This is a genomic window from Aeromonas sp. s4 (genome assembly GCF_040907855.1).
Lineage (GTDB): Bacteria > Pseudomonadota > Gammaproteobacteria > Enterobacterales > Aeromonadaceae > Aeromonas > Aeromonas caviae.
Window position 1 is genome coordinate 102,431 of the sequence record NZ_JBFOCP010000044.1, and the last position, 16,653, is coordinate 119,083.

Sequence of the window (16,653 nt, forward strand, 5' to 3'; positions counted from 1 at the left end):
CTCTGCACCACTGAAGAGGTGATGTCATGAGCGGGCCATATATCCGATTGATGTCGGGGACCAAGGCGGAACACGGTATCGAACCGTTCCTCTGCATCATTGAAAGGGGGTTGTCATGACTGAGCGCTATATAGGCTGGATGCCCGGTACCAGAGCGGGGCATGGTATCGAACCGTTCCCCTGCATCATTGAAAGGGGGTTGTCATGACTGAGCGCTATATAGGCTTGATGTCCGGTACCAGCATGGACGGTATCGACGCCGTGCTGGTGCAGCTCGAGGGGGATGCACTGCGGGTCGAGGCGGCGCTGTGCCATCCCTGGCCTGCCGATACGGCTCGCACCCTGCATGCGCTTTGCACCCCGGGGGAGAACGAAATCGACCGCATGGGGGTCGCCGACAACCTGGTGGCCCGCGAATTTGCCGCCGCCACCCAGGCCCTGCTCGCGAAGGCGGCGCTGACTCCCAAGGAGATTCGCGCCATCGGCAGTCACGGCCAGACCATACGCCACCGCCCTGCCCTCGGCTTTACCCTGCAAATTGGCAACGCGGCCCTGCTGGCGGCCCTGACCGGCATCGACGTGGTGGCCGATTTTCGCACCATGGACATGGCCCTCGGCGGTCAGGGGGCGCCCCTGGTGCCCGCCTTCCATCAGGCGCTCTTTGCCCGCCCTGGCGCCCTTCGAGTGGTGCTGAACCTCGGCGGCATTGCCAATATCTCGGTGCTGCCCGGCCAGACCGACGGGGGGGCGGGTTCAGGGGTATATGGCTTCGATACCGGCCCCGCCAACACCCTGCTCGACGGCTGGTATCGCCGCCACCAGCCCCACGGTGGCAGCTATGATGCCGGTGGCCAGTGGGCCGCCAGCGGCAGGCTTATCCCTGCGCTGCTGGAGCAGTTGCTGGCTCACCCCTACTTCGCCGCCCCCGCCCCCAAGAGCACGGGGCGTGAGATGTTCACCCTCGACTGGCTCGACGGCGAGCTGGACGGCTGCACATACGCCCCCGCAGATGTGCAGCGTACCCTGCAATCCCTCACCTGCCACAGCATCGCCCGCCAGTTGCCCGCCCACAGTGATGCGCCAACCCGGCCCGAGCTGTTTGTCTGCGGCGGCGGCGCCCACAACGCCCCCCTGCTGGCGGAGCTCGCCGCCCTGCTACCCGACTGGCATCTGACCAGCACCGCCCAGCTCGGCCTTGCACCGGACTGGGTGGAAGGGGCCGCCTTTGCCTGGCTGGCACAGCGCTTTATCCAGCGAAAGCCGGGCAACCTGCCTGCGGTGACCGGTGCGAGCCGCCCGGCGGTGCTGGGCGCCCTCTATCCCGCCTGAGCCGCTTCCCGAGCGCCCTCCCCCTAATGGAACAAGCCCGAACAGGTGCACCTGTTCGGGCTTGTTGTTATTCCTGACGCCGGATGGCGCAGACCCGTCACTCTGTGCTCCCTACCCGAGCCGCTCTTTCAACCTGGCCGCCTGCGCCTTGAAGGTCTCATAATCGGCGACATGCCGACTCCTGGCGGCGGTGATCCACTGCACGCCCGTCTCGTCGGCGTGGGAAAATTCGATGCAAAACTCATATTTCGCGCTGGAGAGCAGCCCCATCAGGGCGCCAGACAGAAAACCCACCAGGGGCAGGAAGAGCACGATGAGCCAGTTGCCCGCCTGCTCGTAGGAAGGGGTGAAGTAAAAGAGCACACTGGAGGTAACTACTCCCAGCAACAAGGTCTTCTTGAGCCGCTCCATCCAGCCGAGTGCTTTTACCTGCACGCCGACGATGCGGCCCAGATCGTAGCAATCCTTGTTGACCCTCAGTGTGTTGTCCGACTGCTCAATGGCAATGGCCATCCTGATACTCCGTTCTGTTGGCTATGGCGATAAGGGGTTGCCGTGGCGGCCCCGGGTTGTGCATCCCGAGGGCATGACGGGACCAGCGGCCAGCCACGGGGGCAATAGGCAGCGCCTCCCCCCAACAGGAACACACGCTGCGCATGGTATCGTATGGCGCCAAACATCAAAAGACGTTCACATCAAAAGGCGAGGTGGATCACCTTCTGCCCGACCCTTGTCCCCCGTGCAGCCGTTGGCTTTTCTGGCCATCCCCTCTTGGGCAAGGTAGCCGGGGGATCAGGGGTCAGTGAGATAACAGCCCCGTGATGACCCTCAGGAGGGGCGGGCCGATGGGATGGCACCATGGGCCCGCACCTCGAGAGCACTCCCATGGCCCTAGAAGGCCCACTTCAGGAAGCGGTTTACCTGGCGCTTGACCGGTGCACAGAGCGGCGGTTTGGGAGGCTCCAGGTTGATTTGTCTGCGGCCCACCCTGGCTTCGCCCCGCAGCAGGATCTGGAGATAGTGGGAGTGCTGGCGCTGGATGAATCGAGAGATCTCATGGGCCCAGGGTTTGGGGACTCCCCACAGGGTCGAGGCCAGGGCGCCGACGATACAGAAGAAGGCGGGCTCGTGCATGCCCATCCTGACGCCATTCTCCAGCGCCTCCTTGAAGGAGCCCGAATGGGCGATGCAGGTCATCACATTGACCATGAAGGCGGCATAGTCATCTTCCCCGCCGTGGCCCACCCTGGCCACCAACCCGGCCTGTGGCCTGTAGCCGAACTGGTGGCCGATGTGCTCAAGCACTGCATTGCGCTGGCGAATGACCTTGGCATAGAACATCAGCATGGCGGTACAGTCGAGCGCCTGGCTCAAGGCCGCCTGATGGGGATGGGTCTGGGTGGGACGGGACGGGGCGTGGTCAGCAGCGCGATCTCCTCCGATATGGCGAGCAGACCGATGGGCACCGCCGTGCTGATAAAGGCGAGATCAATGGCGATCGCCAGGTCCTGGCCCTCCTCCATCCGGCCAATGACCACCTGCTCGGCAAAGAGGCGACGCTGGCGCTCGATAAAGGCGCCATAGATCAGGGCCCTGAACTTCTTCTGGGGATAGGGGGTATCGAGCAGGGTCTCCATGGTCAGGATGGCGGCACCGGTGCGACCGCGCAGTTGATAGTCGGGGGCGAGGGGGAAGTGCTTGCCTAGGCGGGGGGGTGGCCGAAACCCGCTGGTGCGGCTGTACATGTCACCCAGAATGAATCCAAGCATAAAACCTCCGAAGTCAGATGACGGGGATCGCGATGCGATCGCATGTGCCACTCCCGGGCAGATGAGTGCCGATCCGTGCTGCTCGTCGGCAGGGTCCCTGATTTCATTATTAATCATACAGTTAATAATCCACCCAAACCCCGACCCAGGTCGCAATAACGGCAGTTGATGACAAAGAACACAAATAAGGATGGTGCGGTGAAGATGAGCCGGCTGCATCGCAAGGAGTGCGGGATACGCCAGGGCGGCAAAGCAGGGCGGACTCCGGGGCCCCCTCACAGCGAGGGTCATGACAGGAGTGATATGCATCGGGGGGCGGCAAGTCGGGGCAGGCAAGGGGAAGGCCCCCTCCCCTTGCTTATGAGCCCTGCTGGCGGGCTGCGTTCGCGCCGCTGAAAAGATATGGCATAGGCGGTGTGGCGACCCGCCCATGTCAGCCTCCGCCGCAGGGGCTAAAAAGCGCCCTCTCTTTCTCCCGTATTTATGTCATGACCTGTGGCCATGCAAAGAGGGTGAATGTTATTTCAGTGTGCTCGCCGCAGCATATTTTGGCGGCGCTGAACAGGGCGTCGAGAGAGCGATAAATAGATAGCTATGCAAAACCGGGAGAATAAGCTGCAATTTCGCCAAAAGTATTAACGGAGGATTCACAGGCTGTAACCCTGATGCGCGACAATATGGCGCTATCTGGTTCCACTTTCATGGTAAAGCGGGATCATCATCACCTTTATTTGCCATGCCCGTCATGAATTGAATCGCAAAATGAATATATTTCACTCTGTTGAGCCACCTCATAGAAACAGGATCCCGGTTTGCATCCCCGGATAACCGCCCCCTAGAATTCTCCCGTCTGAATCACCAGGCCAACTTCTCTCCCTTGTCTGCTGCACGCGCTGTCTGCATCGAAACAGGGCTCGACACTGTGATGATCGTTCTCCTTTTCTCCGTCGCCCTGCGGCGGGAACGGGCAACTGTTGCCGCAATATCACGAGTCATCAGCGTGCCGTATTCGGCCAGGGAAGAACAATGCGGCCCGGACCCTACATCAAAAACGAAAAAGGAGTATCGCCATGAGTGGTACCATCATCAAATCCGCCAGAAATACCCCCAATGCGCCTCAGGATCTGGGGCCCTATACCCAGAGCGTGGCTTTCTCCCACTACAACAATATTGCCGCCCAGCTCCCCGTCAATCCGAAAACGGGCGCGCTGGTCGCAGGGGATATCCAGGCGCAGGCCAGACAGTGTCTCACCAATATCCAGGCCATCGTCCAGAGCATTGGCCACGGCATGGAGGACATGGTGAAGGTGACCCTGTTCCTCGCGGACATCGCCGACCTCGATGCCGTCAACGCCGTCTATCGGGAATTCTTCCCCCACTCGCTGCCGACCCGCACAGTGCTCGCCGTCGCCGGTCTGCCGCTCGGCGCCGGGGTGCAGATGGACGCCCTGCTCTCCAACGGGGAAGGCACCTTCCCCCAGGCTCCCTGCCCGCTGCTCAAACTCGCCCGCAATAGCGACCACGCACCGCAGGATCCGCTCTCCAGCCAGAGCGTCGCCTTCTCCCATTACAACAATATCGGTGCCCAGCTGCCCCTCGACCCCGCCTCCGGTGCCCTGGTTGACGGTGGCATCCGCGAGCAGGCGGCCCAGTGCCTGCGCAATATCAAAACCGTGCTGGAGAGCATCGACGTGCCCTTCGACGACATCGTCAAGGTGACTGTCTATCTGACCAATCTGGCGGATCTCGACGCCGTCAACGAGGTCTACACCACCTTCTTCCCGGACTCCGCCATCGCCCGCGCCGTCGCCTATCTGCCCGCCCGCTCTGTGGTCAGTGCCGTCGCCCTGCCGCTGGGCGCCCGGGTGCAGATGGATGCGGTCATCTCCCACGGTGACGGTACCCCGCCACAGCTGGTGGAAGACAGGCACAACCTGGTGATTCGTGCCCGCAATACCGACAAAGCACCGAGAAGCCCGCTGCATACCCAGAGCGTCGCCTTCTCCCACTACAACCATGTCGCCGGCCAGCTGCCGATCGACATGGCCACCGGCAAGGTGCTGACCGGTTGCGTCCGTGAGCAGACCGCCCAGTGCCTGAGTCATATCAAGGCCATCGTCGAGAGCATCGGCCATGTGATGGACGATATCGTCAAGGTCAATATCCAGGTGAAGAACATCGAGGATCTGGAGGACGTGGATGCCATCTACGCCAAATATTTCCCGGGCTATCTGCCTGCCCGCACCGTATTCGGGGTAAGCGAACTGCCCGCCGGCGCCTTGGTGCAGATGGATGCGGTGATGTCCAATGCGGAAAGCACCCCGCCGCAGGTGTAACACGTTGCTTTTACGATAAAAAGACACCGGCTTAGGCCGGTGTCTTTTTATTTAAAAATATAATAGCAACTGAGAATATCACTGTTTACCTTCGCCAGTACTTGGACTTACTTTATCAACCAAATCACGGATGAACTCAATACAATAGAATAAATCAGAAATACTTACGGCCGGCAACCCTAGTTTCTCATATGAATATCTGCTTCTGACGAAAAGCTTATCGTAAGGCCTAACTAGCTCGATTAATTCACCGAAGGAGTGATTAATTGACCCATTATCAAACAAATTACCAATATTAATTTTAACAGCATCATCAACATTAGCTAAAATAATACTTAAGTCGTGCTCGCATGTCTTAGCCTTTTCCGTAACCTCGCCACCTCTACTACCATCTGAATATGTTTCATAGTTTTCAATAACTGAAAGTGTATTTAGTGACTTTATGTATAGCTCCATTGCCAGTGCTGCATTTGTTAGCATTGGCAGTAATACTCCGGAGCCTGGTGGCATATCTTTTAGAATTTTAGCGCTCTGATAAAACTGTTCAGCCGCATCCAAAACCACGATGTTAGGTATTTCTAGCCGCTTATATCTTTTCATCATACTTTACCGTTATCAACCTTACATTGATAATATTGATAAAATCACTTAATAGCTGTCATGTACAGATAATAAAAGTCAGACTGACTAAATAAAAAGCGCCTCCCGAGGGAGGCGCTTTTCAATTCAGAATCAAGCAATCAACGATTACAGGGACTCTGCGGTCGCAACCACGTTTTCCACGGTAAAGCCGAATTCCTTGAACAGCAGCTCGGCCGGGGCGGACTCACCGAAGGTGCGCATACCGATGATCTTGCCGCCGAAACCGACGTACTTGTACCAGTAGTCGGCGATGCCCGCTTCGATGGCCACACGCTTGGTGACGGCGGCCGGCAGGACGGACTCCTTGTATTCGGCGGACTGGGCATCGAACACGTCGGTAGACGGGATGGAGACCACGCGCACGGCACGGCCCTTGGCAGTCAGCTGCTCATAGGCGGCAACGGCCAGCTCCACTTCGGAACCGGTGGCGATCAGGATCAGTTCCGGGGTACCGGCGCAATCCTTCAGCACGTAACCACCCTTGGCGGCATCGGCCAGTTGCTGGGCGGTGCGGTCCATCTGGGCCAGGTTCTGACGGGAGAAGATCAGGGAGGTCGGGCCGTCGGTACGCTCGATGGCGTGTTTCCAGGCGATGGCGGACTCTACCTGGTCACACGGGCGCCAGGTGCTCATGTTCGGGGTCAGACGCAGGGAGGCGATCTGCTCGACCGGCTGGTGAGTCGGGCCATCTTCACCCAGACCGATGGAGTCGTGGGTGTAAACGAAGATGGCGCGCTGCTTCATCAGGGCGGCCATGCGCAGGGCGTTGCGGGCGTACTCCATGAACATCAGGAAGGTGGCGCCGTAGGGGATGAAACCACCGTGCAGGGCGATGCCGTTCATGATGGCGGACATGCCGAACTCGCGCACGCCGTAGTGGATGTAGTTGCCTGCGGCGCTCTCGGGAGTCAGGGACTTGGAGCCGGACCACATGGTCAGGTTGGACGGCGCGAGATCTGCGGAGCCGCCCATGAATTCCGGCAGCAGCTTGCCGAAGGCTTCCAGGGAGTTCTGGGACGCTTTACGGGTCGCGATCTTGGCCGGGTTGGCCTGCAGGGTTTCGATGATCTTGGCGGATTCAGCAGCCCAGTTGGCCGGCAGCTCGCCAGCGGTACGGCGCTTGAACTCGGCAGCCAGGGCCGGGTGAGCGGCTTCATAGGCGGCGAACTTGGCAGCCCAGTCGGATTCGAGCTTGGCACCCTTCTCCTGACCGTTCCACTCGGCGGCGATGTCGGAAGGGATGACGAACGGCGCGTGGTCCCACTTCAGGAAGGCACGGGCGGCGGCGATCTCGTCGTTGCCCAGCGGTGCGCCGTGGCAATCGTGGGAGCCGGACTTGTTCGGGGAACCGTAGCCGATGATGGTGCGGCAGCAGATCAGGGTCGGCTTGCCGGTCTCGGCCTTGGCGGCTTCGATGGCGGCGTTGATGGCTTCCGGGTTGTGACCGTCAACGGCCGGGATGACGTGCCAGCCGTAGGCTTCGAAGCGCTTGGGCGTGTCGTCGGTGAACCAGCCTTCTACGTGACCGTCGATGGAGATACCGTTGTCATCCCAGAATGCAATCAGCTTGCCCAGACCCAGGGTGCCGGCCAGGGAGCAGGCTTCGTGGGAGATACCTTCCATCAAGCAGCCGTCGCCCATGAAGGCGTAGGTGTAGTGGTCAACGATGTCGTGACCCGGCTGGTTGAACTGCTCGGCCATGGCCTTCTCGGCGATCGCCATGCCCACGGCGTTGGTGATGCCCTGACCCAGCGGACCGGTCGTGGTTTCAACGCCCGGCGCATAACCGTACTCCGGGTGACCCGGGGTGCGAGAGTGCAGTTGGCGGAAGTTTTTCAGATCGTCGATGGAGAGGTCATAACCGGAGAGGTGCAGCAGGGAGTACAGCAGCATGGAGCCGTGGCCGTTGGAGAGAATGAAACGGTCGCGGTCGGCCCACTTGGGGTTGTTCGGGTTGTGTTTGAGGTGGCTGCGCCACAGCACTTCAGCGATATCCGCCATTCCCATGGGGGCGCCCGGGTGACCGGAGTTGGCTTTTTGAACGGCATCCATACTCAATGCACGAATGGCATTGGCAAGCTCTTTACGAGAAGGCATCTGTATCTCCTGCGATTGCTTCATTTGATGGCCAAGATTAAGGCGCGTTATTGTCCCAGCAGGGGGCGCGGCGTGCAAATATTATCTGGGCGAATAAAGTGGCTTTGGGAGCACAATCGCTTTTCTGGGCGGGGAAAACGATTCAATCCGCCCCCTGCCTTACCTCCATGGAGGTGGATCCCTTCCCCATCCCGCCCCGGGCGGCTCCACCCCCAAATAGTGCTGGCAATCACCGGATGACCTATTTAAAATAGACGTCCAGATGTAGATACCTCTACAGTCATCCTGTCATTATCCGGTTATGGCCAAGGCGATAACCCTTACGAATCGAGAACCAAACATGGCAAAGCTGTTTACTTCCGAGTCGGTCTCCGAAGGCCATCCCGATAAAATCGCCGACCAGATCTCCGACGCGGTGCTGGACGCCATCCTGCAGCAGGACACCAAGGCGCGCGTCGCCTGCGAAACCCTGGTCAAGACCGGCATGGTGATGGTAGCCGGCGAAGTGACCACCTCTGCCTGGGTCGACATCGAACAGATCGTGCGCGACACCGTGCGCGAGATTGGTTACACCCACTCCGACATGGGCTTCGACGCCGACTCCTGCGCCGTGCTGAACGCCATCGGCAAACAGTCTCCGGACATCAACCAGGGCGTCGACCGTACCGACCCGCTGGAGCAAGGTGCCGGTGACCAGGGCCTGATGTTCGGCTACGCCACCAACGAAACCGACGTGCTGATGCCCGCGCCCATCACCTACTCCCACCTGCTGGTGAAGCGTCAGGCAGAAGTGCGCAAGAACGGCACCCTGCCGTGGCTGCGTCCGGACGCCAAGAGCCAGCTGACCTTCGCCTACGACGACGCAGGCAAGATCCTGGGTGTGGATGCCGTGGTGCTCTCCACCCAGCATTGCGACTCCATCAGCCACAGCGATCTGGTGGAAGCGGTGCGCGAAGAGATCATCAAGCCGGTGCTGCCCGCCGAGTGGATCAACAAGGACACCAAGTACTTCATCAACCCGACCGGCCGTTTCGTCATCGGCGGCCCCATGGGTGACTGCGGTCTGACCGGTCGCAAGATCATCGTCGACACCTACGGCGGCATGGCCCGTCACGGTGGTGGCGCCTTCTCCGGCAAGGATCCGTCCAAGGTGGACCGCTCTGCCGCCTATGCCGCCCGCTACGTGGCCAAGAACATCGTGGCCGCAGGTCTCGCGGATCGCTGTGAAGTGCAGGTCTCCTACGCCATCGGCGTGGCCGAGCCCACCTCCATCAGCGTCGAAACTTTCGGCACCGGCAAGGTGGCCGAAGCCCTACTGGTCAAGCTGGTGCGCGAGTTCTTCGAGCTGCGCCCCTATGGTCTCATCGAGATGCTGGATCTGAAGCGCCCGATCTACCAGGCAACCGCCGCTTACGGCCACTTCGGCCGCGACGAGTTCCCCTGGGAGAAGACCGACAAGGCCGAGCTGCTGCGCGCTGCCGCTGGCCTGTAAGGCTCGAGGTTGTGATAAAAGGGGAGCCTGGCTCCCCTTTTGCTTTTGTGTCCTGTCCCGAGGATCCCATGCCTGCCACTGCCACCCGGCTTGACCCCGCCCTCATCGAGACGCTGCTCGCACGCGTCGATGCCTGCTTTGTGCAGGCCGAAACGCGTCTTGGCCGCACCTTCCCCCGCCCGCAAGTCCACTGCAACATGCGGGGCCGGGCGGCAGGCTCGGCGCGGCTGCAAACCTGGGAGCTGCGTTTCAATCCGGCGCTCTATCAGGCCAATCAGCAGGCGTTTCTCAGGGAAGTGGTGCCCCACGAGGTGGCGCACCTGCTGGTCTATGCGCTCTGGGGAGAGGGGCGCGGCAAGAGCCGGGTACTGCCCCACGGTCGCCAGTGGCAGTCGGTGATGCGGGAGCTGTTCGGTCTCGAACCCAGCACCACCCACAGCTTCGATCTGGGGGTGCTGGCCCAGCGCACCTTCGTGTATGCCTGCGCCTGCCAGCAGCATCCCCTCTCCGTGCGCCGCCACAACAAGGTGATGCGCGGCGAGGCCCGCTATCACTGCCGCCGCTGTCGCCAGCCCCTGGTGTGGCAGCGCGACACGACGGCGGATTGAGTCACCCCGTGTCGCGCTCCTGTGATAGGGTGCGCGCCTACTTCATTCAACTGTCTCATTGCCAAGGATATTCATGTTTCGCCCTCTGCTCTCCCTCTGCCTGGCCCTGCTGGTCAGCGCCCCGGCCCATGCCGACAACATCCAGACCTTTCGCGCCGCCAAGCAGGATCTGAACAAGCTCTACCAGAGCCACCCCGTCACCTTCTACTGCGGCTGCAACATCAAGTTCAGCGGCAAGAAGATGGCCCCCGACTGGGAGAGCTGCGGCTACCTGCCGCGCAAACAGGCCGAGCGGGCCTCCCGCATCGAATGGGAGCACGTGGTGCCCGCCTGGGAGTTCGGCCACCAGCTCCAGTGCTGGCAGGACGGGGGTCGCAAGAATTGCGGCAAGAGCGACGAGTTCAACAGGATGGAGGGAGACATGCACAACCTCTTCCCTGCCATCGGCGAGGTGAACGGCGATCGGGCGAACTTCCGCTTCAGCGACTGGAACGGCAAACCGAACCAGTACGGCAAGTGCCAGATGCTGGTGGATTTCAAGGAGCGCCAGGTGCAGCCGCCCAAGGGGCCGGTGCGTGGCCAGATCGCACGCGCCTACCTCTACATGAGCCAGCAGTACGGACTGCGTCTGGCAGCCCAACAGCGCAAGCTTTACGAAGCCTGGGACAGGCAGTATCCGGCTGATCGCTGGGAGTGCGAGCGCAACCGCCGTATCGGCAAGCTGCAGGGCAATACCAATCCCTTCATTGAAAAGCAGTGCCAATAACCCCATTTGACCAGGGAGGGGGAGCGTCCCCCTCCTCCTGAATCCCTTCACTCTCTGTCTCGCGAGCCTTGCTCGCCGCCGTGCAGTAGGGTATTGAAGGGTTTCCAAGCAAGAGACTGACTATCAGCCATGCGCATTCCACGTATCTATGAACCGGCCAGCCTGCAGGTTGGCCAGACCCTCGCCCTGTCGGAAGACGGCGCCAATCACATCGGCCGCGTGCTGCGCATGCAGCCGGGCCAGCAGCTCGAGCTGTTCAACGGCGACGGCAACCAGTACCCCGCCACCATCGCCAACGTCGGCAAGAAGTCGGTGGAAGTGACCATCGACAGTTGCGAGACCCGCTCGGTGGAGTCCCCCCTTGCCATCCACCTGGGTCAGGTGATCAGCCGCGGCGACAAGATGGACTTCACCATCCAGAAATCCGTGGAGCTCGGCGTCACCTGCATCACGCCCCTCTTCTCCGAGCGCTGCGGCGTCAAGCTGCCCGCCGATCGGCTGGAGAAAAAACGCGAACAGTGGCAAAAAGTGGTGATCAGCGCCTGCGAGCAGTGCGGCCGCAATACCGTGCCCGAGGTGCGCATGCCGATGGAGCTCGACGCCTGGCTGGCGGAAGAGACCCAGGAGCTCAAGCTCAACCTGCACCCGCGCGCCCCTTACAGCATCAACACCCTGCCCATCCCCGAGCACGGCGTGCGCCTGCTGATCGGCCCGGAAGGGGGCTTGTCCAGCGACGAGATCGCCCGTACCGTGCAGGAAGATTTCAAGGAGATGCTGCTGGGGCCGCGGGTGCTGCGCACCGAAACCGCCGCCCTGACGGCGATTACTGCGCTTCAGTGCCGCTTTGGCGATCTGGCCTGACAGCCGACCCCACCCCGGCCCTCCCCTTCGAAGGGGAGGGAGCAACAGGCCCCTCCCCCCTTGTGAAGGGGGAGGCAGGGAGGGGGTCATCACATCCAATCGAGCCACAAGAAGGATATTCGGATGACCATCAAACTCGGCATCGTGATGGACCCCATCTCGGCCATCAACATCAAGAAGGACTCCAGCTTCGCCATGCTCGAAGAGGCGCAAAAGCGCGGCTACGAGCTGTTCTATCTGGAGATGAAGGATCTCTACATGGAGGCCGGTCGCGCCTTCGGTACCATGCGTCCGCTCACCGTCAAATATGACTATGCCGACTGGTATAGCCTCGGCGAGGTGGTGGATCAGCCGCTCTCCAGCCTGGACGTGATCCTGATGCGCAAGGATCCCCCCTTCGACACCGAGTTCATCTACGCCACCTACATGCTGGAGCGGGCCGAGGATGAGGGTTGCCTCATCGTCAACAAGCCCCAGAGCCTGCGCGACGCCAACGAGAAGCTCTACACCGCCTGGTTTGCCGAGCACACCCCGACCACGCTCGTCACTCGCAGAGCAGACAAGCTGCGTGCCTTCCACGCCAAGCACAAGGACGTCATCCTCAAGCCGCTCGACGGCATGGGCGGCGCCTCCATCTTCCGCATGAAGGAGGATGACGCCAACGTCGGCGTCATCATCGAGACATTAACCTCTCACGGCAGCCAGTACTGCATGGCGCAGACCTATCTGCCCGCCATCAAGGATGGCGACAAGCGGGTGCTGGTGGTGGATGGCGAGCCGGTACCTTACTGCCTGGCCCGCATTCCGGCCCAAGGTGAGACCCGTGGCAACCTGGCGGCCGGTGGCCGTGGTGAGGCCCGCCCCTTGAGTGACGCGGACTGGGCCATCGCCCGCGCGGTGGGCCCGACCCTGAAAGAGAAGGGGCTCATCTTCGTCGGCCTCGACATCATCGGCGATCGCCTGACCGAGATTAACGTCACCAGCCCGACCTGCATCCGCGAGATTGAGGCGGCCTTCGACGTCTCCATTACCGGCATGCTGATGGACGCCATCGAGCGCCGACTGGGCCGCTGACCCCTTGCCCAGCGACCCGTTGCCGCGGCGAGAAAACACACACAAGGGGCCATGAGGGCCCCTTTGACTGCCGCCCTCCTGCCGGCAAAAAGCGGTTTTGCCCGCCGCCATCAACTGCCATAATCACCCCAAATACCTTTGCACGCTTAGAGATACATACGCTCCATGCAAACACTGCAAAATCACTTTCTGCTCGCCATGCCGAGCCTCACGGACGCTTATTTCCAGCGCTCCCTGGTCTATCTGTGTGAACACAGCAGCGAAGGCGCCATGGGACTGGTGGTCAACATCCCGGTCGACATGGCCCTGGACGCCATGCTGACCAAGCTCAACCTCAATCCCCCCGCCACCGCCGAGATGAAACAGCCGGTGTTGCAGGGGGGGCCGGTGCACGGGGATCGCGGCTTCGTGTTGCACAGCTTCCGCCCGGGCTTCAACTCCACCCTGCAGGTGAGCGACGAGATGATGGTCACCACCTCCAAGGACATCCTGGAGACCCTGGGCACCGACGAGGCGCCGGACCACTGGCTGGTGGCGCTCGGTTACGCCGGCTGGAGTGCAGGCCAGCTCGAGCAGGAGCTGGTGGATGGCGCCTGGCTGGTGATCCCCCCCAATCCCAAGCTGGTCTTCGACACCCCCATCCACCTGCGCTGGCAGCAAGCCGCAGCGAGCATTGGGGTCAACCCTCTGCACCTCTCCAGCCAGGTGGGCCATAGCTGACACCCCGGCCCTCCCCTCCGGGGGAGGCGGCACGCTCCCCCCTCACGAGCAGGGGGAGACAGGGAGGGGTCTTCCCCCTTCATTTATCCATCCATTTCGAGGAGACCCCATGTCATCACGCAGCATCATGGGCTTTGACTACGGCACCAAGAGCATCGGCGTCGCCATCGGCCAGGAGCTCACGGGCAGCGCCCGCCCCCTTCGCTCCCTCAAGGCCAACGACGGCATCCCCAACTGGGACGAGATAGAGAAGCTGATCAAGGAGTGGCAACCGGATCTGCTGATCGTCGGTCTGCCGCTCAACATGGATGGCACGGACCAGGAGATCACGGTGCGGGCTCGCAAGTTCGGCAATCGCCTGCACGGTCGCTTCGGCAAGCCGGTGGAGTTCAAGGACGAGCGGCTCACCACCACGGATGCCCGCGCCCGCCTGTTTGAACGTGGCGGCTACAAGGCGCTGGACAAGGGGAGCGTGGACGGCGTCTCCGCCCAGCTCATCGTCGAAGCCTGGATGGAAGAGCAGTACGACTAAACCGGGGTGCCTCCTCCCCCTTGCTTCTCTTTCTCCGCCCCGCTCTCCATGGGCCCGCCCCAGGCAAAACGCGTCCTCCCCGCCGCGGCCAGTCCATAGAGCCGCCGGATCTCCCCCCGCAACCACATCACCTTGGCATCCTGATTGTGGCGCTTGTGCCACAGCAGGATGAAGGCGATCTCCAGCTGGGCATAGAGGGACTCTTCCAGCGGCAACGGCATGGGGATGAGGTCGGGGTGATGTCTGGCGGCATAGTCCGCGCAGTATGAAGGCACCACGGCGATCAGCTCGTGGCTCTTTTGGGCGGCGATGTGCAGCGCCTGCTCGAAGCTCGCCACCATGATGGGCACCTGCCGCCTGTGGCCTTCGTCCTCCAGCAGATCGTCCAGTGCCCAGCTGTCGCTGGCCTCCCACACCACGCTCACCTGGGGGCAGGCCAGAAAGCGGGTCAGCGACCACGTCTGCCCGAGCAAGGGGTGATCCTTGCGCAGGAACACCACGGGACGATCGCAGAACAGCACCTCGTGATCGATGTAATAGGGCAGCCGGTTGACCCTGGCATGGGAGCGGCCGTGGGTCTCCCGGGCACAGAAGCCGAGATCCGCCTCCCCATTGACGATGTCGTTGAGGGAGTGGTGATCCCAGCCCAGCATCCTGACCACGGAGTGGGGGTACTTCTGGTAGATGGTCGTGGGCAGCTCGCTCAGGAAGCTGATGCCGAAGGGGGACTCCATCACCAGACTGAAGCGGGCCCCCTCGGGGATCGCCTCGCGGTTGAGGGTGCTGATGCTCTCGGTGAGCTGGAACCAGGTCTTGAGCTCCTCTGCCAGGGTCAGGGAGAGGTTGGTCGGCTGCAAGCCCTGGCGCACGCGCACGAAGAGGGGGTCCCCGAACCAGTCCCGCAGCTTGCCGAGCGCCTTGCTCACCGCCGACGGGGTGACACACAGCTTCTTGGCCGCCCCCGCCACGCTGCGCTCCTGCATCAGGTGCCTGAAGACCACCAGCAGGTTCAAATCGAGTTCACCCAGATTGCGCATCGCTTCTCTCCTATCCCCGAGCCCGGACTCGCCGGATCGCACGCCATGGTAGCAGCACCTTCACCACCAGGTAACCGAGCAGCGCCAGCAGGAGTGCCAGGATCAGCATCCAGAGCGCAGGCATCCCCAGATGGCCCATCCCCCAGATGAAGAGCCCGGACAACCCTATCTGCATGATGCAGAGCAGGGCACTGGCCGATGCCACCTGATCCCCGCACACATCCAGCGCCTCCCCCATCGCCACCCCGAACCCGCAGGAAAAACCGATGCAGACCAGGGCACACCCCGCCAGCAGCCAGGACAGGCCGCCTTCGGGCCCGCTGCTGCACAACAGGGCGAACAAAGCCAGCAGGTAGGCGAGATGGGAGAGCGCCAGCACCCTTGCCTTGCCGAGCCAGCGCAGCAGCAAGGGGGTCAGGAAGGAAGCGGACATGCTCACCCCGGCCATCGCCATCATCAGCCGGGTGTACTGCTCGGGAGGCAGGCCGAACATGGTCATCAGGACGAGGGGCGAGACGCTTACATAGACCAGGATGGCGGTCACGCTGGCGCTGGTCAGCAAGGCGCGCTGCATGAAGGGGGCCATGCCCAGCAGGGCCAGCGGCGATGCCCCCGCAGACGGACGGGCGGGGCGGGTCTCCTTGAGCAGTCGCAGGTTGACCAGGGCACTGATGGCGGCCACCAGCGCCATGCCCACGAAGATGCCGCGCCACTCGAAGTGCGACAGGATGAGATAACCGAGTACGGGAGCCAGCACCGGAATGACGCAGATCACGCCGTTGATGAGGGAGAGAGCCATCGCGAGGCGCGCCTGGTTCAGCACATCCCGCAGCACGGTGAAGGTCATGATGTAGAGCGCTCCAGCGCCCACCCCTTGCCAGAAACGCCCCAGATAAAACTGGGCGATGCCGGTCGCCTCCGCCGCCACCAGGGAGGCGACCACGAAGATGAGGGCGCCCCCCAGTACCACGGGGCGCCTGCCATGGCGATCCGCCAGCATGCCCCCCGGCAGCACGGTAGCCGCCATGCCCAGCAGATAGATGGAAAAAGCAGTGTGGATCTGCGCCTCGCTCCCCTGCAGGGTTTGCGCAATGCGGGGCACGGCCACCAGATAGAGATCGATCCCGAGGGGATAGAGGATGATCATCAGAAAAGTACACAGCAGAAACATACCCATGAAGGCTCCATAGCAGCAGGTTTCACCATCACAGGTGCGCTGTCAGCGAGATTGACAACTCAATCCTGCAAAAGCAGAGGAAGATGCCGGGCACTATAGAGCGGGCGGCCTGCCGGGGCCTAGTGACGAGATGGCACTCGGTGGATGCCAATCCGGACATCTCCCGCAGGAGAGGTCCGGATTGGCATGCTCATCGACCCGCCCCCTGCCAGG

General features: G+C 61.8%; 16 protein-coding genes. 9 read left to right on the forward strand and 7 right to left on the reverse strand.

Features of this window, described 5'->3' with window-relative positions; genetic code table 11:
• Positions 1-204: 204 nt before the first annotated feature.
• A complete protein-coding gene (locus AB5Y89_RS14750; protein WP_368224041.1) occupies positions 205-1,329 on the forward strand; it encodes an anhydro-N-acetylmuramic acid kinase in 1,125 nt (374 codons plus the stop codon).
• Between the two features lie 111 nt (positions 1,330-1,440).
• Here AB5Y89_RS14750 and AB5Y89_RS14755 read toward each other — a convergent pair whose 3' ends face one another.
• The 3 genes from AB5Y89_RS14755 to AB5Y89_RS14765 form a co-directional block, all read right to left on the reverse strand.
• Positions 1,441-1,842 (reverse strand): hypothetical protein, encoded by a 402-nt coding sequence (locus AB5Y89_RS14755; protein ID WP_010673880.1) that lies wholly within the window; start codon positions 1,840-1,842, stop codon positions 1,441-1,443.
• 378 nt (positions 1,843-2,220) lie between these two features.
• Positions 2,221-2,703: a hypothetical protein gene (locus tag AB5Y89_RS14760; protein WP_368224042.1), complete on the reverse strand. Its 483-nt coding sequence runs from the start codon at positions 2,701-2,703 to the stop codon at positions 2,221-2,223.
• The gene (locus tag AB5Y89_RS14765; protein WP_368224044.1) at positions 2,700-3,098 is read right to left on the reverse strand and encodes a hypothetical protein; all 399 of its coding nucleotides are present in this window, start codon (positions 3,096-3,098) and stop codon (positions 2,700-2,702) included. Before AB5Y89_RS14765 ends, AB5Y89_RS14760 begins: the two co-directional genes overlap by 4 nt.
• Positions 3,099-4,168: 1,070 nt before the next feature.
• Here AB5Y89_RS14765 and AB5Y89_RS14770 point away from each other — a divergent pair.
• Complete coding sequence (locus tag AB5Y89_RS14770) at positions 4,169-5,434, forward strand: Rid family detoxifying hydrolase (protein WP_368224046.1); 1,266 nt, start codon at positions 4,169-4,171, stop codon at positions 5,432-5,434.
• Positions 5,435-5,512: 78 nt separating this feature from the next.
• Here the strand turns inward: AB5Y89_RS14770 and AB5Y89_RS14775 are convergent, their stop codons facing one another.
• A complete protein-coding gene (locus tag AB5Y89_RS14775) occupies positions 5,513-6,034 on the reverse strand; it encodes a hypothetical protein (protein WP_319896877.1) in 522 nt (173 codons plus the stop codon).
• Between the two features lie 147 nt (positions 6,035-6,181).
• On the reverse strand, positions 6,182-8,173 hold the full coding sequence (gene tkt, locus AB5Y89_RS14780) for a transketolase (protein WP_182976411.1): 1,992 nt from the start codon (positions 8,171-8,173) through the stop codon (positions 6,182-6,184).
• A 340-nt stretch (positions 8,174-8,513) separates the two neighbouring features.
• Here tkt and metK point away from each other — a divergent pair, with 340 nt between their 5' ends.
• The 7 genes from metK (at position 8,514) to ruvX (ending at position 14,226) form a co-directional block, all read left to right on the forward strand.
• On the forward strand, positions 8,514-9,665 hold the full coding sequence (gene metK, locus AB5Y89_RS14785) for a methionine adenosyltransferase (protein WP_010673869.1): 1,152 nt from the start codon (positions 8,514-8,516) through the stop codon (positions 9,663-9,665).
• Between the two features lie 68 nt (positions 9,666-9,733).
• On the forward strand, positions 9,734-10,273 hold the full coding sequence (locus tag AB5Y89_RS14790) for a SprT family zinc-dependent metalloprotease (protein ID WP_109112953.1): 540 nt from the start codon (positions 9,734-9,736) through the stop codon (positions 10,271-10,273).
• A 73-nt stretch (positions 10,274-10,346) separates the two neighbouring features.
• Positions 10,347-11,039: an endonuclease gene (locus AB5Y89_RS14795; RefSeq protein WP_039040144.1), complete on the forward strand. Its 693-nt coding sequence runs from the start codon at positions 10,347-10,349 to the stop codon at positions 11,037-11,039.
• A gap of 129 nt (positions 11,040-11,168) precedes the next feature.
• Positions 11,169-11,900, forward strand: a complete 732-nt coding sequence (gene rsmE, locus AB5Y89_RS14800; RefSeq protein ID WP_010673866.1) for a 16S rRNA (uracil(1498)-N(3))-methyltransferase — start codon at positions 11,169-11,171, stop codon at positions 11,898-11,900.
• A 123-nt stretch (positions 11,901-12,023) separates the two neighbouring features.
• Positions 12,024-12,974: a glutathione synthase gene (gene gshB / locus AB5Y89_RS14805; protein WP_041212592.1), complete on the forward strand. Its 951-nt coding sequence runs from the start codon at positions 12,024-12,026 to the stop codon at positions 12,972-12,974.
• A gap of 165 nt (positions 12,975-13,139) precedes the next feature.
• On the forward strand, positions 13,140-13,694 hold the full coding sequence (locus tag AB5Y89_RS14810; RefSeq protein WP_103261728.1) for a YqgE/AlgH family protein: 555 nt from the start codon (positions 13,140-13,142) through the stop codon (positions 13,692-13,694).
• Between the two features lie 109 nt (positions 13,695-13,803).
• Complete coding sequence (gene ruvX / locus AB5Y89_RS14815) at positions 13,804-14,226, forward strand: Holliday junction resolvase RuvX (RefSeq protein ID WP_010673863.1); 423 nt, start codon at positions 13,804-13,806, stop codon at positions 14,224-14,226.
• On the opposite strand, the gene yidZ is transcribed toward ruvX, so the two are convergent.
• Entirely contained in the window at positions 14,223-15,263 is a 1,041-nt protein-coding gene (gene yidZ, locus AB5Y89_RS14820; RefSeq protein ID WP_368224048.1) for an HTH-type transcriptional regulator YidZ, read from the reverse strand. The genes ruvX and yidZ overlap by 4 nt on opposite strands.
• A 10-nt stretch (positions 15,264-15,273) precedes the next feature.
• On the reverse strand, positions 15,274-16,440 hold the full coding sequence (locus tag AB5Y89_RS14825; protein WP_124244346.1) for an MdtL family multidrug efflux MFS transporter: 1,167 nt from the start codon (positions 16,438-16,440) through the stop codon (positions 15,274-15,276).
• Positions 16,441-16,653: the final 213 nt, after the last annotated feature.